The sequence below is a fragment of the Streptomyces sp. NBC_01520 genome (assembly GCF_045040375.1).
In the GTDB taxonomy this organism is placed as follows: Bacteria; Actinomycetota; Actinomycetes; order Streptomycetales; family Streptomycetaceae; genus Streptomyces.
The window spans coordinates 409,423-428,124 of the sequence record NZ_CP109404.1 but is presented as its reverse complement, the minus strand read 5'-3'; the positions used below and the strand labels follow the sequence as shown (position 1 = coordinate 428,124).

Sequence of the window (18,702 nt, the reverse complement as noted above, 5' to 3'; positions counted from 1 at the left end):
ATCCGGCGGGCACCCGGTCCCGCTCAGCGGGGGAGCGGCAGGCCCGTGTAGTTCTCCGCGAGCTCCGCCGCCGCGTGCGGCGAGGTGGCCACACGTTCCAGCTGCGCCAGTTGGAGGCGGGTCTCGAACGCCGACTGCGCCTGGTCCGTGTGCAGTGTCGTCGTCATGAAGTACGAGAAGTGCTCCGCCCGCCACACCCGGCGCAGGCACGTGTCCGAGTAGGAGTCCAGCAGGCCGGTCGAACCGGTCTCCTGCCACGCCGTCAGTGCCCGGGCCAGCACGATCACGTCAGCGGCGGCGAGGTTCAGCCCCTTCGCCCCGGTCGGCGGGACGATGTGCGCCGCGTCACCCGCGAGGAAGACCCGGCCGTGGCGCATGGGCTCGGTGACATGGCTGCGCATCGGCAGCACGGCCTTCGAGGTGATCCGGCCGCGCGCCAGCTTCCACCCCGGGGCGTCGTCGGTCGCGAAACGGGCGTCCAGCTCGTCCCAGACGCGTGCGTCGGACCAGTCGCCGGGATCGGTGCCGTTGGGGACCTGGAGGTACAGGCGGCTCACCGACGGGGAGCGCATGCTCGCGAGGGCGAAGCCGCGCTCGGAGTGAGCGTAGATCAACTCGTCGTACACGGGCGGTGCGTCGGCGAGGATGCCGAGCCAGGAGTAGGGGTACGTCCGCTCGTACACCGTCCGGACCGACTCCGGCACGGCGTCGCGCGCCACCCCGTGGAAGCCGTCGCAGCCGACGACGTAGTCACAGGTCAGCGTCTCCTCCCGGCCTTCGTGCCGAAAGCGGACGACAGGGCTGCCGGTGTCGGCGCCGTCGATGCCGGTCACCTCCGCTTCGAACAGCAGGGGGCCGCCCTCCGCCAGCTGGAGGGCTGTCAGGTCCTTGACGACCTCGGTCTGCGCGTACACCATCACGCTGCGCCCACCGGTCAGGGCCGGGAAGTCGATGCGGTGCGCGCGACGGCCGAAGCGGAGCTCGATGCCGTCGTGGGGCATGCCCTCCCGGTCCAGCCGCTCCCCGGCACCGGCCTCGCGGAGCGCGTCCACGGTCGCCTGTTCGAGGATCCCGGCACGCTGGCGCCGCTCGACATAAGCGCGGTCGCGGCGCTCCAGCACGACGCTCTCCACGCCCGCGTTGTGCAGCAGCCGGGCGAGCAGCAGCCCGGCCGGCCCGCCACCGATGATGCCGACGGTGGTGCGCATCAGTTCCCCTTCGGTTCGTCGAGTTCCCCGGGTTCTCCGAGATCCCCGAGTCCCCCGGAATCCGTGAGTCCCCCGGAATCCGTGAGTCCCCCGGAATCCGTGAGTTCCGTGAGTTCCGCGAGGACGCGATCCGCCACCGCGAAGGCCGAGTTGGCCGCCGGCACCCCGCAGTACACGGCGGACTGCAGGAGGACCTCGCCGATCTCCTCCGGAGTGAGCCCGTTCCGCACGGCCGCCCGGACATGCATGGCCAGCTCGTCGTCGTGCCCGCCGGCGACGAGCGCCGTGAGGGTGACGCAGCTGCGGGTGCGCCGGTCCAGGACGTCACCGGACCAGATCTCGCCCCAGGCGTACCGGGTGATGAAGTCCTGGAAACGCGCAGTGAAGGGTGTGGTCCGGGCGATCGCCCGGTCGACGTGCGCGTCGCCGAGGACGGCGCGGCGGACGGCCATGCCGGCCGGGCGCGGCTCTCCCAGATGGGCCCGCAGCGCGCTCAGCACGGCCTCCGGCCGTTCGACGCCCGCCAGGTGCGCGGCGCGGGGGAGCTCGACGAGGTGGGCGTCGCGGATGCCGTCCGCGAGCGCGCGGGAGTGCGCCGGCCCGGTGGCGCGGTCGTCCCGGCCGCCGATGACGAGCGCGGGCGCGGTGACGCGGTCCAGGTCGGCGCGGAGGTCGAGGCCGGCCAGCACCTCGCAGCACACCGCGTACGCCTCCGGGTCGACGGCGAGATGGTCGGCGACGAGACGGCCGGCGACGGGTGCGCCGGACTCCGTGAACGCCGGGGTGAACCACCGCTCCGGCGCGGTCGCGGCGAGCGGTCCGGTGCCCTCCGCCCGGACCCGCCCGGCCCGCTCCAGCCACGGCCCCGGCTCCCCGAAGCGAGCGGACGAGCAGACCAGCACGAGGGAGTCGACCCGCTCGGGGCGGTGCGCGGCCAGCCAGGTGCCGACGGCACCGCCGAGGGAGACACCGGCGTACGCGAACGACCCGATGCCCAGCGTGTCGGCGAGGCCGAGGACGAGCTGCCCCAGGTCGGCGACGGTGGACCCGGCGGGGAGCAGCGCGGCGGGGGAGCCGCCGTGGCCCGGGAGGTCCCAGCGGACGACGCGCCACCGCCGCGCGAGCGCCGGGACCTGGGGGTCCCAGACGGACAGCGACGTCCCCAGGGAGGGGCCGAGCACGAGGACGGGGGCGTCGGCGGGGCCGTCGACACGATGGTGCAGCAAGGGCGTCATGAGGATTCCTGGATCCTGGGAAGGGGGCGGGTCGAAGGGGTGCCGGAACCCGGCCCGGACCCGCGGGAAAGGGCCCGGTCGACCAGGGCCGGGGCGGAGCCCAGGTAACCGGCAGGCCGGGCGAGATCGCGGAGGGACTCCGCGGACAGCAGCGACGTCAGTTCCGGGTCCAGGAAGACGTCCGTACCCTGGTGCGACGCACGGCGCGCAGCCTCCGTCACCACCCGGCGGGCCTCGTCACGGCCCAGCACCGGGGCGAGTTCGGCCAGTACGCGCTCCGTGAGCATCAGCCCGTGCGTCAGACCGAGGCTCGCCCGCATGCGGTCCGGCCGCACGGTCAGTTCCGTGCAGAGCCCGGCCGCCTTGGACGCCGCACCGCCCGTCAGCCGCAGCGCCTCGCGCAGCGGCAGCCACTCCGCGTGCCACGCCCCCGCCGGGCGTTCGTCCTCGGCGGCCAGCGAGCCCAGGAGCACCGACGCGAGCGCCGGAACCTGACGGGCGGCGGACGCGACGAGCGTGGCCCGAACCGGATTGCTCTTGTGCGGCATCGCGGAGGAACCGCCGCCCGAGCCCTCGGCCACCTCGCCCACCTCGGTACGGGACAGCACCAGCACATCGGCGGCGATCTTGCCCAGTGCGCCGGCGCAGAAGGCCAGCGCCGCACCCAGGTCCGCGACCGGCGTACGCAGCGTGTGCCAGGGCAGTTCGGGTTCGGCCAGGCCGGTTTCCCGCGCGAAGGCAGCGACGAGGGACAGACCCTCGTCGCCGAACGCCGCCAGCGTCCCCGCGGCGCCCCCGAGCTGCGCCGGAAGGGAACCCCGTACCCGTGAGACCCGGTCCAGCGCGTCCAGCACCAGCGCACGCCACCCCGCCGCCTTCAGGCCGAACGTCGTGGGCACGGCGTGCTGGGTGAGCGTACGGCCCGCCATCGGCACCTCGCGGTGCCCGGCCGCGAGGGTGTACAGCGCCCCGGCCGTCCGTTCCAGGTCCGCGGCCAGCAGGTCCAGGGCGCGCGCCGCGACGAGCATGAGCGCGGAGTCCAGGATGTCCTGGCTCGTGGCGCCCCGGTGCACGAACTCCCCGTGTTCCGGGGACCGTTCGGCCACGGCGGCCCGGAGATCCGCCACCAGCGGGATGACCGGGTTGCCGCCCGCCCCCGCCCGCAGGGCCAGGGACCGTGCGTCGAATCCGCCGGAGCACGCCACCGCGGTGACGGTGACGCCCGCCGCCGGATCCTGCGCCCGCGCCAGGGCGGCCTCGGCGTCCAGCATCGCCCGCAGGAAGGCGTGGTCGCTCGTGGCGGCCTCCACCGCGCTGCCCGCCCACACCGGGGCGAACAGCCCGACGTCATCCGTGGAAGTCAAGGAACACCGTCTCCTTCCCGCCCTGCACGCGGATGTCGAACCTGTACGAACGCTCGCCGTCCGGCACCGCGACCAGGGTGCTCCGCCGCTCCGGCGGCAGTCCGTCGAGCAGAGGATCGGTCACGGCCTCCGCGTCCGCGAGATACGCCCGCGTGAACAGGTGGTGCATCAGCCCGCGCGCGAACAGACACACCGAAAGGTACGGCGTGTCCGAGGGCGGCAGCGTCCGAATCGCCCAGTGTCCGTCCGCGTCGGTCGGCACCCGCCCGAAACCGGTGAAGTCCACGCCGTTGCGGCCGAGGAATCCCCCAGTGACCGGATCCCGGCGCATCGAACCGGGGCGGCCCCCGCCCTGCCAGACCTCCAGCAGCGCGTCGGGCACGGGGTCGCCGTTCCCGTCGGTCACGTATCCGTGCACCGTGATCGTGCCGGGATGCCCGGCGGGGGCGATCTCCGCACCCCCGGGGAAGGGGAGCGCGTACCCGTAGAAGGGGCCCACCGTCTGCGAGGGCGTCGGCGGAAGACTCACTGGTTCTCCTCGGGGTCCGGAAGCGTCGCGGCCGGGCCGTCGAGCACTATGTCCCAGCGGTAGCCGAGCGACCATTCGTGGGTGGACAGTTCGTGGTCGTACGCGGCCACGAGCCGGGCACGCGCCGCCGGGTCGGTGACGGACTGCAGGATCGGGTCGTACGGGAAGAGCGGGTCGCCCGGGAAGTACATCTGCGTGACCAGGCGCTGGGTGAACGACGTGCCGAACAGCGAGAAGTGGATGTGCGCGGGGCGCCAGGCGTTCGTGTGGTTCCGCCACGGGTACGCCCCGGGCTTGACGGTCGTGAACGAGTAACCGCCCTGTTCGTCGGTGAGACAGCGGCCGACACCGGTGAAATTCGGGTCCGGCGGCGCAGGGTGCTGGTCGCGCTGATGCGCGTACCGGCCCGAGGCGTTGGCCTGCCAGATCTCCACGAGCTGACCGCGCACCGGCCGGCCGGCGCTGTCCAGCACCCTGCCGCCGACGGTGATGCGCTCGCCGAGCGGCTCGCCGGCGTGACGGCGGGTCAGGTCCGCGTCGAGCTCCGTGACGTCCGTGACCCCGAAGACCGGCCCGGTCAGCTCGGTCGCCTCCGGGTCGCCGCCCACCGCGACCAGCGGCTGTCGCGGGTGTCGCAGGACGCTGCTGCGGTACGGGGCGAAATCGCGCGCCGGGTGGTGCGGTACCGCGTCGCCGGCCGAGGCCTTCCGGTGCGCGGCGGCGATCTCCGCGCTGATCTGCTGCTGGTCCGGGATCATCGGGCCGTGTCACCTTCCGGGACGGAAACGTGCGCCCGGCGTACGCCGGTGCGGGGGATGGTCGGGTGCGCCCCGCGTACGCGGGTCACGTCAGGTCCTTCACGGGTGCGGCCGTCCGTGCGCGCACCTCGTCGGGTGTGACGCCCGGCGCGGTCTCCAGGAGCGCGAAACCGTCGGCCGTCACGTCGAACACCCCGAGGTCCGTGATGACACGGTGCACGCACGCCGCGCCGGTGAGCGGGAGCGTGCACTCCTGGACCAGCTTGGGGGAGCCGTCCTTCGCGGTGTGCTCGGTCAGGACGAGGACACGGCGGGCCCCGTGGACGAGATCCATCGCACCGCCCATGCCCTTGATCATCCGGCCGGGCACGGACCAGTTGGCGAGGTCGCCGTTCGCCGACACCTGCATGGCACCCAGGACGGCGGTGTCGATGTGGCCGCCGCGGATCATCCCGAAGGACAGCGCGGAGTCGAAGAACGCGGCGCCGGGCCGGACCGTGACGGTCTCCTTCCCGGCGTTGATCAGGTCGGGGTCGATGTCGCCCTCGTACGGGTAGGGCCCGACGCCGAGGATGCCGTTCTCCGAGTGGAGGACGACCTCCCGCCCGGCAGGGAGGTGACCGGGTACGAGGGTCGGCAGCCCGATCCCGAGGTTCACGTACGAACCGTCGGTCAGCTCGGCCGCCGCGCGGGCGGCCATGTCGTCGCGGGTCCAGCTCATCGCTGCCGCACCGCCTCTCGCGTGGTCGCGTGCGCCGGGGGCGCGGATGTCGTGCGGTGCTCGACGGCCTTGTCCGCGGCCTGCTCGGAGGTCAGCGGCACCACGAACCGGACGAAGACGCCCGGCAGGTGGATCGCGTCCGGGTCCAGCTCGCCGGGCTCGACGAGCTCCTCGACCTCGGCGATCGTCACCTTGCCCGCCATGGCCGCGAGCGGGTTGAAGTTTCGCGTCGCCTTGCTGAAGACGAGGTTCCCGTGCCGGTCGCCCCTGGCCGCCCGCACCAGGGCGAAGTCGGTGGTGATGCCGTGCTCCAGGACGTGGTCGCGGCCGTCGAACGCCCTGATCTCCTTGGCGGGGGAGGGGAGCGCGACCGAACCGTCCGGGGCGTAGCGCCAGGGCAGCCCGCCCTCGGCGACCTGGGTGCCGACGCCGGCCGGGGTGAAGAACGCGGGTATTCCGCAGCCTCCCGCGCGCAGCCGCTCGGCGAGCGTGCCCTGGGGGACGAGCTCCACCTCCAGCTCCCCGCCGAGGTACTGGCGGGCGAACTCCTTGTTCTCACCGATGTACGAGCCGGTGACGCGTGCGATGCGGCCGGCGGCGAGCAGGACACCGAGCCCGCGGCCGTCGACACCGCAGTTGTTGGAGACCACGCCGAGCCCGCCGACGCCGCGGTCGTGCACCGCGTCGATCAGTACGTTCGGGACGCCGCTGAGACCGAAGCCGCCGACGGCGAGCGACGCGCCGTCCGAGATGCCCGCCACCGCTTCCGCGGCGGAGCGTTGGACCTTGTCCATGGAGGTTACCGACTCCCGTCCTCGCTTGTGTTCGTCAGGTGAACTACAGTTCACTCTGACTCGCCCTGAGTGTGCGTGCACCTGGCACGCATGTCAACGTCCTGGAGGACACCGATGCCGGACACACTTCCCACCGAGGCCGTGGGTCCGCTGCTGCGCGGGATCGCCGTGCTGCGCGAGATCAGCGACGCCGGCGGCGGGGCGAGCCTCGGCGATCTCGTCCGGGCCACCGGGCTCGCCCGGTCCACGGTCGACCGGGTCGTGGCGACGCTCGCCCGCATGGGATACGTACGGCTCGACGGGAACGGGGCGTGGCTCGCACCGCGGCTCATGGAGCTGGGCAACGCCTATCTGGCCGCCCTCCGCCTGCCCGCCCGGCTCGGCCCGCCGGCCGAGCGGCTCGCCGAGGAGCTCGACGAGTCGGTCTCGCTGGCCGTGCCCGACGGGGACGGCATCCGCTTCGTGCACCAGACCACCCGGCGCCGTGCCATGTCGCTGTCGTTCAGGATCGGCGACCTGCTGCCCGCCGAATCCACCGCGCCGGGACCGCTGTTCGCCGCGGCCGGCTGGTCCGCGCAGGACTGGGCGGCATGGCGGGCGCGCCGGGCCGCCGCCCCGGCGTCGGCCCGCAGCCCGTACGCCGTACCGCCACGCCCCGCCGACGGCGACACTCCGTCCTTCGAGGAACGGGCGGCCCGGGCCGCGAAGGACGGCTGGGCGGTGGACGACCAGAACATCGAGCCGGGCCTGATCGCCGTCGCAGTACCGGTGCGCGACCCCCACGGAGAGATGGTCTGCGCGCTCAGCGTGGTCAGCCACACCAGCCGCCACAGCGCGGACTCGCTCAGGCGGACGGTCCTGCCCCCGGCGCGGGCCACGGCGGCCGTGATGGAGCGGGAACTGCGCGGGGCGGACCCCGCCGCGCAGGCCCGTGCCGCCGGCGGTCTCGCCCACTGGACCGGTGCCTCCAAGCAGGAACTCGGCGCGGAGTTCGTCGAGTCCCTGGCCCGCGGACTGACCGTCGTCACGGCTTTCGGGGAGGGCCGGGCGGAGCTCACCCTCGCCGCGGTCGCCGAGACCACCGGACTCGCCCGCGCCACCGCCCGCCGTGCCCTGATCACCCTGGAACACCTCGGCTACGTGACCTCGCGGGACCGCCTCTTCCGGCTGACCCCGCGGGTGCTCGGCCTCGGATATCCGCCGCTGTCGCGCACGGCCCTCCCCGAGATCGCCCTGCCGTACATGGCCCGGCTGGGCGGGCGCCTCCACGACTCCGTCTCCCTGGCGGTCCTCGACGGCGACGACATCCGTTACACCGCGCGCGTCGCCACCGAACGCGTCATGAGCGTCAACATCACCACCGGCACGCGCTTCCCCGCCCACGCCACCTCGATGGGCCGGGTCCTCCTCGCCGGTCTGCCCCGGGAGGAGCGGGCCGCACGGCTCGGCCGGACCGGGCTGCCGGCCCTCACCCCCCACACCCTCACCGATCCCGCCGCACTCGCGACCGGGCTGGAAGAGGTGGCGCGGGAGGACCACGCCCTGGTCGACGGGGAACTGGAGGAAGGGCTGCGCTCCCTCGCCGTGCCCATTCGTGACCGTTCGGGCACCACGGTCGCCGCCCTCAACGTGGCCATGCACGTCAGCCGCCGCACCGTCGCCGAGTGTCTCTCCGAGGTCCTCCCGGAACTGCGTGCCGCCGCCGGCCTGATCGAATCCGACCTGCACGTCGTGGGCCGCTTCAGCCGGGTCTCCGCCTCCTGACCCCTGAGGGCGGCCGTGGCCGGCTGAACAGGAAGGCCGGGCGGCACGTATCGAGGGGCGGGCACCGGTCTCCACGGTCCCCGGCGTCGGTGACGCCGTGTCAGGGCGGGTGCGAGGGGGGCGGCGGACTATGCGCGGACGACGGACGATGCGCGGTCGGCGGGGTCTGCGACGGATCGCGCGGCTGGTGGCCGTCGGCGGGCTGCTCTGCGCCTGGCCGACGGCGACGGGTGCTACGGCGAGCGCCACGGCGAACCTACCGGGGGCCGACGCGGTCGACGTACCGGGGAGCACCACGACGAACGTGCGGGCGAACAGTTCCTCGGCCCCGGTGGCAGGCGGGGGTGGCGGCGCGCCTGCCTCCGACCTCGGCGCGCGTCTGGTCTCACAGCTCGGCCCTTCGCGTACGGCGGGCAGCTGGATCGGCTCCGACGGCCGCACGGTCGTGGCCGTGACCGACGAGGGGGCCGCGGCGGAGGCCGAACGGGCGGGGGCCCGCGCCCAGGTCGTCCGCCACAGCCTGCGCCGCCTCCGCTCCGCCACCGAGGCCCTGGGCGGAACACCCCGGGTGCCCGGCACGGCCTGGGCCGTGGACTACGCGTCCAACCGGGTCGTCGTGCGCGCCGACAGCACCGTGTCCGCCGCCGACTGGTCACGCCTGTCCGGCCTCGCCGAGGAGACCGGCAGCTTCGTGCACATGCGGCGGACCTCCGGCTCCCTCTCCACCAGGATCAGCGGCGCCGACCCCATCTTCGGTCGCGCAGGCCGCTGTTCCGCCGGCTTCAACGTGACCGACGGACGGCAGGACTTCGTGCTGACGGCCGGTCACTGCGGTCCACCCGGAACCACATGGTTCGGGGACGCGACGGGCACCCGGCCCGTCGGAACCACGACGGCCGGAAGCTTTCCCGGGGACGACTTCTCCGTCGTCGCGTACGGGAGCGGCGACCCGTCCGGTGCGCGGGGCGTCGTGGGGATCGGCGGCGGCCGGGAGGTGCGGATCGGAGCGGCGGCCGACCCCGTCGTCGGCCTCCAGGTGTTCCGCAGCGGCAGCACCACGGGGACGCGCACCGGCCGGGTGACCGCGCTGAACGCGACGGTGAACTACCCGGAGGGCACGGTCACCGGCCTGATCGAGACGACGGTGTGCGCCGAACCCGGGGACAGCGGGGGCCCGTTGTTCGCACAGGGGCTGGCCCTCGGTGTGACGTCCGGCGGCAACGGCGACTGCACGGCCGGCGGAACGACGTACTTCCAGCCCGTGACCACGGCGATGGCGGCCCTCGGCGTGCGGCTGACCGCGGCCGTCGCCGGGGCCGACCTGGGCACCGTCCCGCAGCCGTCCGCGGCGGGAGCCGTCGCACCGGGGACGCCCGGACCGCCGGGGACGCCCGGACCACCGGCCGCGTCCGGCGGAGTCCTCGGCCTCCGCCCCCTCGCCCCCGGACCGCTGGTCCTCGCCGCGAGCCTCCTCGTACCGGTGGCGGCCGGAGCGATCCGGTCGGTCCGGAGGCGGAGACACCGCCGCCGGTACACCTGACCACGCACGAAGGCCGGTGCCGTACCCCAGCCTCCGACGTATCCGCGTGAGCCCGTCCTGGCCGGCCGGTCGACGACCAGCACGCGTCCCGAACACGGTTCGTCGGCAACGGACTTCGAGCCCCCCACGGTGGGCGCGGCCCTGGTGACCTCGCCCCTGCGCAGGCCTACGACCGGGACGGTGCCCGTCGTGTGGTCGGCGGTGCAGGCCGCACGGCCCTTCGCGGACAGGGCGATGGAGAGCGGTCCGTCACCGGCGGGGATGAGCATCGAGGTACCGGAACCGCACGGTACCTCGATGATCCGGTCGTGGGTGACGTCGGCGGCGCCGCGGCCCGGGTGTCACAAGGGTGTGGCGGTCTTCAGCACGAAGAAGAGGGTGACCGCCGCGTTGGCCGAGGACAGGGCGGAGACCGTGGTGCCGACCGCCGCCGCCCAGGCGGCCAGGCCGACCGCGGTGAAGACGGGCGGCCAGGCGCGGGCGGCCGGGGCAGGTCCGAGCAGCGCCGCGACCCGCCGGGGAACCGGCCCCGGGGCCGCCAGCCCGGCGAGCGTCACCCCGGGCGCGCCACGGGAGACGAGCGCGGCCCTGCCGATCGCGCGGGCCACCACCCGCCGGCTGCCGACGGCCGCGGCGGCGTCCTCGTCCGCCCACCGCTCCGCGGTGTACGCCACGGCGGTGCGCAGCGGCCGGAGGAACGGATTGGCCCGCGCGGCCAGCTGCACGGTGAGCAGGAACCGGTGGTGGAGGCCGGCCAGATGCGCCCGCTCATGGGCGAACAGCGCCCGGCGCTCCGAGGAGTCCAGACACCTCAGCAGGGACGTCGACACCACGACGCGCCCCCGGGAGCCGGGTAGCGCGTAGGCGTACGGCACCTCGTCCGGCAGGACCGCCACGGGTGTGTCGGGGAGCCCGGTCAGGGCGCGCTCGGCGCCGCGCCGCACCCGGTGGTGCCGCCACGCCGCGGCCACGCACGCCGCGAGTACGGCGACCAGGGCGGGAATGGCCGCCTTGCCCGCGACCTCGTCGTACGGGACCGCCTCGCGGACCTCCGGGTCCGACCACGCGTCGGGCAGCGGGTTCCCGGGCAGCTGGGCCGTGCCGACCACCACGAGCAGGGCCAGACACAGGGTGCTGCATATCGCCAGCACCGCCGCGACCGCCGACAGCAGCCGGGTCGCGGTGCGCGGGTGCAGGTGGTGGGCCGCCAGCCTGGCCACGGGCCAGGCGGTCAGGGGCAGCACCAGCGGCAGGAAGACGAAGACGCCCATGACCCCTACAGTTCCGGCTCGTCGTCCGCCTCGGCCAGGAGGTCGCGCAGCAACTGTTCGTCGCCGGGTGTCAGCGTGGTCAGGAAGCTGGTCAGGACGGCCTCCCGGTCGCTCTCGCCGTCCAGCACGCGCCGCATGCGCAGCGCCGCGAGGCCGGCCTCGTCCGAGCGCGGCGTCCACCGGAAGGACCGGCCCTCGCGCTGCCGGTCCACCGCGCCCTTGGCCTGCAGGCGCGTGAGGATCGTCATCACCGTGGTGTACGCGACCCCGCCGCCCAGCCGTTCCTGCACCCAGGCCGCCGTGGCGGGCCCCTGGGCCCGGCAGAGCGTGGTCAGCACCTCCGCTTCCAGTTCGCCCTGGCCGCGCCGACGGGGGTGCTCGTCCGGACCGCCCTCGCCCTGATCCGTCATGTGCGTCTCCTCCCTGTCGTGGTGCCGCCCCGCGTGCGGGCGGCGAGCGGTTCATCGTACTGAGTTCCGGTGCGGCGGTACGGGGCCGCTCCCGCCCAACTTCTACAGTGATGTAGATGTCAGGGGTCGGCCGTCACGAGCCCGGACGGCCCCCTTCGGGGGCCGTCCGGGAACAGAGGAAGGGAAACGGCATGGGTGTGAGTCTGGCCAAGGGCGGCAACGTCTCGCTCAGCAAGGAGGCTCCGGGGCTGACCGCGGTGCTCGTCGGACTCGGCTGGGACGCGCGCAGCACCACCGGAACCGACTACGACCTCGACACCGGCGCGCTGCTGGTGGACGGCGGCGGCAAGGTGATCTCCGACCAGCACTTCGTCTTCTACAACAACCTCAAGAGCCCCGACGGCTCGGTCGAGCACACCGGCGACAACCTCACGGGTGAGGGCGAGGGCGACGACGAGTCCCTCAAGGTCGACCTGACCACCGTCCCCGCCGACGTGGCGAGGATCGTCTTCCCGGTCTCCATCCACGACGCCGACAACCGCGGACAGAGCTTCGGGCAGGTCCGCAACGCCTTCATCCGCGTGGTGAACCAGTCGGGCGGCGCCGAGCTCGCCCGCTACGACCTGAGCGAGGACGCGGCGACCGAGACCGCCATGGTCTTCGGTGAGCTGTACCGTCACGGCGAGGAGTGGAAGTTCCGCGCGGTCGGCCAGGGATACGCCTCCGGGCTGTCCGGCATCGCGGCCGACTTCGGCGTCGGCGTCCGAGGGACGCCGTACCCCGTACGTCCAACTGACGAATTCCGTACCCCTGTTGTAGCTCTTGGGGATGACCCGCGGACACATACGGAGAGGGATTCGCGCAGGCCCCGCCTCCTCGTACCGTCGTGATCGACCAGGAACGACCGAAGACGGCACGACGGCGGGGCTCATGGCACAGACGGCACAGATGGCACAGCAGGGAACGGTCCAGGGGGACGCACGGCAGGACAAGGCGTTCGCCCCCGAATACCAGGGGGCCCTCGGCTCCCTCTCGGTCAACGCGTCGCTCACCGACGTGCTGGCCAGGGGGAGGGAGGAGCTGCGCGCGGCGGAGGAGGCCGGCGACCGCTCGGAGGCGGCCCGTTGCGGGCTCGCCGTCGCGGAGGCCTGCCGACGGCTCGGGCGCAACGAGGAGGCCGAGCGGGCGTGGCGGGCGAGCTACCGCGCCGCCCGGTCCGCGCAGGACGTCGGGGCCATGGCCTGGGCCCTGTGGAGCGGCGGCACGCTCGCACGCCAGCGAGGCGCGCTGCCGCTCGCCTACCGGCTCCTGCGACTGGCGGCCGAGCTGGGGGAGCGCGGCGGCGACGTGGTCGTACGGGGCTACTCGCTCGCCGGTCTCGCCGAGACCGGGCGTATCCAGGGGGACTACAAGGCCGTCGGCGAGCTGCACGAACAACTCCTCGCCGAGGCCCGCCGCCGCGGCGAGGCACGGCACACGGTGTGGGCGCTGGAAGGCATAGCCCAGATGCACCGGAACACGGGCTCGTACGACACGGCCCTCACGCTCTTCGAGGAGGCCGCCGAGACGGCGGCCCGGGCCGACGACCGGCGGGGCCGGGCCTGGGCCCTGCGCGGCATCGCCGACGTGGTGTCCGTACGGGACGGGGGGGTGGACCGTGCCCTCGACCTGCTCTCCGAGGCCGAACACACCTGCCGCGAGATGCAGTTGTCCAGCGCCCTCGCCTACAACCACAAGATGCGCGGCAACGTGCTCTACCGGGCCGGACGGTACGCGGAGGCCCGTGAGAACTACGCACAGGCACTGGCCGAGTTCGTCGAGATGGACGAGTCGCGCGGAACCGCGCTCGCCCGCCTCGGGCTCGCCAAGACGCTCGCCCGGCTGGGACGCGACCGGGCCGAGACGATTGCCGAGCTCGCCGGACTGCGGCGCGCCCTGGAACGTCTCGGCCTGCGGCACGCCCGGGACATGATCGACCGCGCGGCGGCCGAGCTGGGGGTGGGGGAGGTGCCCGACACACCGCGGCCCGTCCTCGAAGGGACGCCGCGATGAGCTTCACGACCTCCCCCACGCAGGCCTCCCCGCCCGGAACCGGCTCCGCGCCGACCGCCGCCACGCCCCTCACCCTCGCCCGCTGCCGCGCACTGGTGCGCCCCGCGCTCGTGGACGCCGTCGGGCGGCTCCATCCGTGGCCCGGCGAGATGGCGGCCTTCGCGCTCGGCTGGTGCGGCACGGGCGGTGCCCCCGACCCCGGCGCCTCCCAGGGCAAGGGCGTACGGCAGGCCCTCGCCGTCCTGGGCGCCGAAGCCGTCGGAGCGTCCGGGGAGACAGCGGTCCCCGCAGCGGTCGCCGTCGAACTCGTCCACGTCTTCTCGCTCCTGCACGACGACATCATGGACGGCGACGAGACACGGAGGCACCGGGAGACGGTGTGGAAGGCGTACGGCACCGGGCCCGCCGTCCTCGCGGGCGACGCGCTGCTCGCGATCGCCCTGCAGACGCTCTCCGAGACGCCCGGGGCACTCGGCGGAGCCGCCGTACGGCAGCTGTCCGCGACGCTGACCCGGCTGGTCCGGGGCCAGGCCGAGGACCTGCTCTTCGCGGACCGGCCCTGGACGGGACCCGGCGCGGTCCGGCCCGACGCCTACCGGGCCATGGCCGAGGACAAGACGGGCGCGCTCCTCGGCTGCGCAGCCGGACTCGGAGCCCTGCTCGGCGGGGCGCCCGCAGGCACCGTCACCGCACTGGACCGGGCGGGCCGTCACCTCGGCGTCGCCTTCCAGGCCGTCGACGACCTGCTCGGCATCTGGGGCGACCCCGCACGGACCGGGAAGCCCGTCCACGGAGACCTGCGGCAGCGGAGGAAGACCTACCCCGTCATCGCCGCCCTCTCCTCGGAGGGGCGCCCCGCCCGCGAACTCGCCGCGCTGCTCGCCTCCCCGCTCCCGCTCGACGAGTCCGCAGCACTCCGTGCCGCCACGCTCGCCGAAGCGGCCGGCGGCCGGGCGGCCACCCTCGACGAGGCCCGCCGCCATCTCGACGCCGCCCACGCCTGCCTGCGTGGCGTCGCGCTCGCACCGCGCACGGTGCGGGAGATCGAGGGACTGCTCGACCACCTGCTCCACCGGAACATGTGACAGCGGCGGGCGGCTGCGCCGGGGCGCAGCCGCCCGCCACCCGCCGTCAGCCGCGGCCCGGCGGGCGCCAGACCGTGAAGTCACTGATCCGGAAGTGACTGGTGACGGTGCGGAACGCGAAGTGGCCGCTGGTGTAGGCCTCCGGATCCCGGTGGTCGAAGACCAGCCGGCCGTTGTCCCACCACTGCACCTTCGAACCGTCCGACACGATCCGCACCCGGTTCGGCTCGTTGGCCGTGAGCAGTGGCTGCGTGTAGTCGTACAGCAGCGGGCGGTTGTCCGGGTCCCCGACGTAACGGCGCAGCCGGGTCGTCGTGTTGCCGTTCGCCCCGTAACCGACGTAGTACGTCTTCAGGTAGTTGTACTCCCCGAGCGCACCACCCCTCGGGGTGGCGAACAGGTCAAGCGGGGAGCGTACGTCCGTCGCGTTCCAGAAGTTGTTCAGATCGGACACCCGGTCGTTGGGGCCGCCCTCGGAGACCGGCGTCGCGGTGTACTCGATCTCGTACGGGCCCTTCAGCTTCTGCCCGAACCAGACGGTCGCGCCGCTCGGGACGTCGATGTCCAGGACACCGTCGGCGGCGGTCACCGAACCGCCGTCCTGGAGTTCGGAGCGCCACTGCGCGGTGCCGGAGCGGAAGGAGTCGGACGCGATCGGGGTCCAGGCGCGGTCGGGACCGGTGTCCGTACGGATCGCGGGCTTCGCCGGGTTCCTCGAACCGAAGCCGAGGTAGTAGTCGGTGAACGTCGACTGGAGGTAGCCGCGTACCGTCCAGCCCAGCCGGTAGGCGGGGTTGTGGGCCAGTGTGTACAGCCGGGTGCTGGTGGGCTCGGTGGTGGTGTAGAGACGCAGGGCGGTGTGGTCCGCCGTCTCGGCGAGGATCTCCTCGCGCCAGTCGCCCAGGATGTCGCCGTAGAACGGTGTCGCGTTACGCGCCCCGGAGACGACGCCCGACGGGTCGAAGATCCGCTCGGAGGTTTCGGAACTCGGGTCCCACTTCTCGACGTACGTCTTGTCCAGGAGCTCGGCGCCCTTGTCCCCGTCCCACCAGATGCGGAAGTTGACGCTCGGGGTGGTCGTGGACACCTTGCCGTCCCGGACGTTGCGGACACCCGCGCCCGGGGCCGTGACGTCGGCGGTCGAGGTCCAGTACTCGAGGCCGCGGTGGCGCGGGTCGATGTCGGCGGCCGTGCCGCGGCCGACGTCGAGGTCCGCCTCGCCCGACGGGTTCTGCGGGTGCGTGCCGGTGGTCAGCCGCTCACCGGTGTCCGCGTCGTAGTAGTACCAGGGGAAGGCGGAGACGACACCGAGCTCGGACTGCTGGATCGCGAACCCTTCGAGCCCCGGGCGCTCCGGGTCGAGATCGGCGATGTGGAAGCGGTCGCCGTGCCCGGCCCCGTCGACGACATAACGCAGCGTGCCGTCGCTGTTGACGACGTAGTTGCCGTCGGCGATCTCGTCCTTGCCGTCCTGATCGACGTCCACGACACGGATCTGGTGGAAGCTCGTCGCGCCGCTCAGCGGGTCGGCGACGTACTTCCAGCGCTTCGTCAGTTCACGGCCGTCGAAGTCCCAGGTCTGGAAGAGGGTACGGAAGGAACCGCGCTTGGCGCCGACCCTGGTGACGAGCTTGGTGACCAGGCTCGGGTGCACCCCGTCGAGGTACGCGACACCGAAGTGCCCGCCCGAGGGACCGTCCGCGGTGAAGTCGTCGGGGACGGGCTCCCGGGTACGTTCGGTTCCGCTCTCCCCGTCGACGACGGAGACGAACTGCCGTGCCGGCGAGTCGGCCTCGACCTTCGCGCCGTCGGCGAAGATGGTGCCGTCCGCGGTGTGGACCAGGACCTCGGCCTTGCCGTCGCTGTCCAGGTCGTAGACGGTCACGTTGTCGTCGTTGCGGTAGCCGCCGATGGGGGTCGACCCGCTGACCGCGGCGGGCGCGGGGTCGTTGGCCCCGTTGCCGCCCACCTGCGTGTAGGAGCCGGGCCCCTGGTCGACGCGCCACAGCCGCTTCCCGGCGAGGGTGTAGGCCTCCAGCAGGTCCGGCCTGTCCCGGGTGGTGGCGAGGCGGCTGACGACCAGTTCGTAACGGCCGTCACCGTCGAGGTCGCCCGGCCAGGCGTGCTGCACGGTGTAGTCGCCGTCGACCGCGGCGAGCGGTATCTCCGCGTGCCCCCCGGCGAAGGAGAGCGCGGGTGCCCCGGCCTTCCTCTCGCTGCCGTCCACGACGGCACGCACGGTGTACGTGCCGCCGCCCCGGCTGTCGTCCTGATACGTGGTCGACGCGGTGACCGGCTTTCGGTTGAGCCGCTTGCCGCCCTTGTAGACGTTGAACGCGATGTCCGAACCGTATTCGGTGCCCAGCAGCCGCCAGCTCAGGAAGGTCCCACGGCCGGACGGGACCGCGACGAGCCCCCGGTCGAGGTTCTCCAGGATGCGGCGCGGCCGGTCGGGACCGCTGTGGCCGGACGCGGCCGCCGGCGCGGACAGGAGTCCGGCCAGGACCGCGGCGGCACTCACCGCGGCGATTCTTCGATAGCGGGAACGGAAGGCGTGCATGACGATCGGTGCTCCTTGGTACGGGGTGCGCGAGGGCAGGGGCCGAGAGATCGGCAAGCGCTTGCTCGACCCGGCGGGATCCACACTGCGGTCCCGGACGGCATCGTGTCGACGTCTGCGGGAGTGGTGCCACATGATCGAAACGCGGTGCTCACAAACAGGGCGGGACGTCGTACGGGCGTCACACCGGGCAATTCGGTGACGGGCAGTGAGGCTGCTCCGGCAGGGAACAATGCGCGGATGGACATCACCGCACAGGCGCTCAACCGCGCCACGCTCGCCCGGCAGCTGCTGCTCCACCGCGAGGAACTCGACGTCGAGGACGCGGTACGACGCGTGGTCGCCCTGCAGGCACAGCAGCCCGCCTCGCCCTACATCGCCCTGTGGAACAGGCTGAGCGGCTTCGACCCGGCCCGCCTCGACGCGGCGGTGGCCGGGCACCGCACGATCAAGGCGACACTCATGCGGCTCACCCTGCACGCGGTCCACGCCGAGGACTACCCCGGCTTCCGCGAGGCGATGGAACCGGTACTGCGCGGTTCCAGGCTCGGCGACGCGCGCTACACGGCGTCCGGGATGACCCCGGACGCCACCGGTGCGCTGGTCGAGGACCTGCTCGCGTACGCCGACCGACCGCGCACCGCAGCCGAGTTCGGCGCCCGGATCGAGGAGCGGCTGGGCGCCCCGATGGACTCCGGCGCACAGCGGATGCTGCGCCAGTACGTGCCGCTGTGGCACGCGGGCACGGGAGGGCCGTGGTCGTACGGCAACCGGCCGTCGTACGTCGCGGCGGGCCTACGGCCGCGGCCGGCGGATCCGGAGGTCGCCGCCGAGGGACTGCGCACACTGGTACGCCGCTATCTGGAGGGATTCGGGCCGGCGTCGGTGGCGGACATGGCCCAGTTCGCCATGGTCCAGCGCCTCCGGGTACGCACGGCGGTGCACACGCTCGCCGGTGAACTCGACCAGTTGGAAGGCCCCGACGGTACCGCGCTGTACGACATCCCCGGCGCTCCCCGTCCTGCCGGGGACACTCCCGCACCGCCCCGGCTGATGGCGATGTGGGACAGCGTCCTGCTGGTCTACTCCGACCGCGGCCGCGTCATCCCGCCCGCGTACCGCAAGCTCGTGATCCGCGTCAACGGCGATGTACTGCCCACACTGCTGGTCGACGGCTACGTCGCCGGTGTCTGGCGTCCCGGCGACGGCGGAATCGAGGCCACGGCGTTCCACCCTCTCCCGGATCATGTCTGGGAAGGGCTGGCAGCGGAGGCGCGAGCACTCGTGGCGTTCCTCGCCCCCCGCGACCCCGGCGTCTACGGGCGCTACGACCACTGGTGGGACAAGGGGATGCCTGCCGCGGAGACCCGGATACTCCCCGGCGGCTGAGCACGCTCCGGGGCCGCCCGTC

General features: G+C 73.5%; 14 protein-coding genes and 3 pseudogenes. 6 read left to right on the top strand and 11 right to left on the bottom strand.

The window, feature by feature from the left end:
* Positions 1-23: 23 nt before the first annotated feature.
* From OG524_RS01900 to OG524_RS01870, 7 genes are all read right to left on the bottom strand, one after another.
* Entirely contained in the window at positions 24-1,208 is a 1,185-nt protein-coding gene (locus OG524_RS01900) for a 4-hydroxybenzoate 3-monooxygenase (RefSeq protein WP_405808742.1), read from the bottom strand.
* Positions 1,208-2,443 carry a 4-carboxymuconolactone decarboxylase gene (gene pcaC, locus OG524_RS01895; RefSeq protein WP_405808740.1) on the bottom strand — a complete coding sequence of 412 codons (1,236 nt, stop codon included), beginning with the start codon at positions 2,441-2,443 and terminating at the stop codon, positions 1,208-1,210. Before pcaC ends, OG524_RS01900 begins: the two co-directional genes overlap by 1 nt.
* The gene (gene pcaB, locus OG524_RS01890) at positions 2,440-3,807 is read right to left on the bottom strand and encodes a 3-carboxy-cis,cis-muconate cycloisomerase (protein WP_405392736.1); all 1,368 of its coding nucleotides are present in this window, start codon (positions 3,805-3,807) and stop codon (positions 2,440-2,442) included. Before pcaB ends, pcaC begins: the two co-directional genes overlap by 4 nt.
* On the bottom strand, positions 3,791-4,336 hold the full coding sequence (pcaG, locus tag OG524_RS01885; RefSeq protein WP_405392737.1) for a protocatechuate 3,4-dioxygenase subunit alpha: 546 nt from the start codon (positions 4,334-4,336) through the stop codon (positions 3,791-3,793). Before pcaG ends, pcaB begins: the two co-directional genes overlap by 17 nt.
* Positions 4,333-5,094 carry a protocatechuate 3,4-dioxygenase subunit beta gene (gene pcaH / locus OG524_RS01880; RefSeq protein WP_405392738.1) on the bottom strand — a complete coding sequence of 254 codons (762 nt, stop codon included), beginning with the start codon at positions 5,092-5,094 and terminating at the stop codon, positions 4,333-4,335. The genes pcaG and pcaH overlap by 4 nt, the downstream gene beginning before the upstream one ends.
* A gap of 85 nt (positions 5,095-5,179) precedes the next feature.
* Positions 5,180-5,815, bottom strand: coding sequence for a CoA transferase subunit B (locus tag OG524_RS01875; RefSeq protein ID WP_405392739.1), 636 nt, complete (start codon positions 5,813-5,815; stop codon positions 5,180-5,182).
* Positions 5,812-6,609, bottom strand: a complete 798-nt coding sequence (locus OG524_RS01870; RefSeq protein ID WP_405392740.1) for a CoA transferase subunit A — start codon at positions 6,607-6,609, stop codon at positions 5,812-5,814. The genes OG524_RS01875 and OG524_RS01870 overlap by 4 nt, the downstream gene beginning before the upstream one ends.
* Before the next feature lie 114 nt (positions 6,610-6,723).
* On the opposite strand from OG524_RS01870, the gene OG524_RS01865 reads away from it, so the two are divergent.
* A complete protein-coding gene (locus OG524_RS01865) occupies positions 6,724-8,373 on the top strand; it encodes an IclR family transcriptional regulator C-terminal domain-containing protein (protein WP_405808736.1) in 1,650 nt (549 codons plus the stop codon).
* Positions 8,374-8,521: 148 nt separating this feature from the next.
* Positions 8,522-9,913: a S1 family peptidase gene (locus OG524_RS01860; RefSeq protein ID WP_405808734.1), complete on the top strand. Its 1,392-nt coding sequence runs from the start codon at positions 8,522-8,524 to the stop codon at positions 9,911-9,913.
* Positions 9,914-10,254: 341 nt separating this feature from the next.
* Here the strand turns inward: OG524_RS01860 and OG524_RS01855 are convergent, their stop codons facing one another.
* Positions 10,255-11,184 carry a M56 family metallopeptidase gene (locus OG524_RS01855; protein WP_405392743.1) on the bottom strand — a complete coding sequence of 310 codons (930 nt, stop codon included), beginning with the start codon at positions 11,182-11,184 and terminating at the stop codon, positions 10,255-10,257.
* Positions 11,185-11,189: 5 nt separating this feature from the next.
* Positions 11,190-11,594, bottom strand: coding sequence for a BlaI/MecI/CopY family transcriptional regulator (locus tag OG524_RS01850; RefSeq protein ID WP_405392744.1), 405 nt, complete (start codon positions 11,592-11,594; stop codon positions 11,190-11,192).
* 191 nt (positions 11,595-11,785) lie between these two features.
* On the opposite strand from OG524_RS01850, the pseudogene OG524_RS01845 reads away from it, so the two are divergent.
* The 3 genes and pseudogenes from OG524_RS01845 to OG524_RS01835 all read left to right on the top strand — a co-directional run.
* A pseudogene (locus OG524_RS01845) lies at positions 11,786-12,358 on the top strand (TerD family protein); the annotation flags it as partial.
* Positions 12,359-12,524: 166 nt separating this feature from the next.
* A complete protein-coding gene (locus tag OG524_RS01840; RefSeq protein ID WP_405392745.1) occupies positions 12,525-13,646 on the top strand; it encodes a tetratricopeptide repeat protein in 1,122 nt (373 codons plus the stop codon).
* Entirely contained in the window at positions 13,643-14,731 is a 1,089-nt protein-coding gene (locus tag OG524_RS01835; protein WP_405808731.1) for a polyprenyl synthetase family protein, read from the top strand. The genes OG524_RS01840 and OG524_RS01835 overlap by 4 nt, the downstream gene beginning before the upstream one ends.
* A 46-nt stretch (positions 14,732-14,777) precedes the next feature.
* On the opposite strand, the pseudogene OG524_RS01830 reads toward OG524_RS01835, so the two are convergent.
* Together OG524_RS01830 and OG524_RS01825 are read right to left on the bottom strand one after the other, a co-directional pair.
* Positions 14,778-15,386: pseudogene (locus tag OG524_RS01830) on the bottom strand (DUF6250 domain-containing protein); the annotation flags it as partial.
* 54 nt (positions 15,387-15,440) lie between these two features.
* Positions 15,441-17,291 (bottom strand): annotated as a pseudogene (locus tag OG524_RS01825) (hypothetical protein); the annotation flags it as partial.
* Between the two features lie 240 nt (positions 17,292-17,531).
* On the opposite strand from OG524_RS01825, the gene OG524_RS01820 reads away from it, so the two are divergent.
* Positions 17,532-18,680: a winged helix DNA-binding domain-containing protein gene (locus OG524_RS01820; RefSeq protein WP_405808729.1), complete on the top strand. Its 1,149-nt coding sequence runs from the start codon at positions 17,532-17,534 to the stop codon at positions 18,678-18,680.
* Positions 18,681-18,702 lie beyond the last annotated feature (22 nt).

Excerpts from the sequence above, each read along its gene's own strand:
- OG524_RS01900 (WP_405808742.1), bottom strand. The coding sequence starts at position 1,208 with ATGCGCACCACCGTCGGCATCATCGGTGGCGGGCCGGCCGGGCTGCTG.
- pcaC (WP_405808740.1), bottom strand. The coding sequence starts at position 2,443 with ATGACGCCCTTGCTGCACCATCGTGTCGACGGCCCCGCCGACGCCCCC.
- pcaH (WP_405392738.1), bottom strand. The coding sequence starts at position 5,094 with ATGATCCCGGACCAGCAGCAGATCAGCGCGGAGATCGCCGCCGCGCAC.
- OG524_RS01875 (WP_405392739.1), bottom strand. The coding sequence starts at position 5,815 with ATGAGCTGGACCCGCGACGACATGGCCGCCCGCGCGGCGGCCGAGCTG.
- OG524_RS01870 (WP_405392740.1), bottom strand. The coding sequence starts at position 6,609 with ATGGACAAGGTCCAACGCTCCGCCGCGGAAGCGGTGGCGGGCATCTCG.
- OG524_RS01865 (WP_405808736.1), top strand. The coding sequence starts at position 6,724 with ATGCCGGACACACTTCCCACCGAGGCCGTGGGTCCGCTGCTGCGCGGG.
- OG524_RS01860 (WP_405808734.1), top strand. The coding sequence starts at position 8,522 with ATGCGCGGTCGGCGGGGTCTGCGACGGATCGCGCGGCTGGTGGCCGTC.
- OG524_RS01855 (WP_405392743.1), bottom strand. The coding sequence starts at position 11,184 with ATGGGCGTCTTCGTCTTCCTGCCGCTGGTGCTGCCCCTGACCGCCTGG.
- OG524_RS01850 (WP_405392744.1), bottom strand. The coding sequence starts at position 11,594 with ATGACGGATCAGGGCGAGGGCGGTCCGGACGAGCACCCCCGTCGGCGC.
- OG524_RS01840 (WP_405392745.1), top strand. The coding sequence starts at position 12,525 with ATGGCACAGACGGCACAGATGGCACAGCAGGGAACGGTCCAGGGGGAC.
- OG524_RS01835 (WP_405808731.1), top strand. The coding sequence starts at position 13,643 with ATGAGCTTCACGACCTCCCCCACGCAGGCCTCCCCGCCCGGAACCGGC.
- OG524_RS01820 (WP_405808729.1), top strand. The coding sequence starts at position 17,532 with ATGGACATCACCGCACAGGCGCTCAACCGCGCCACGCTCGCCCGGCAG.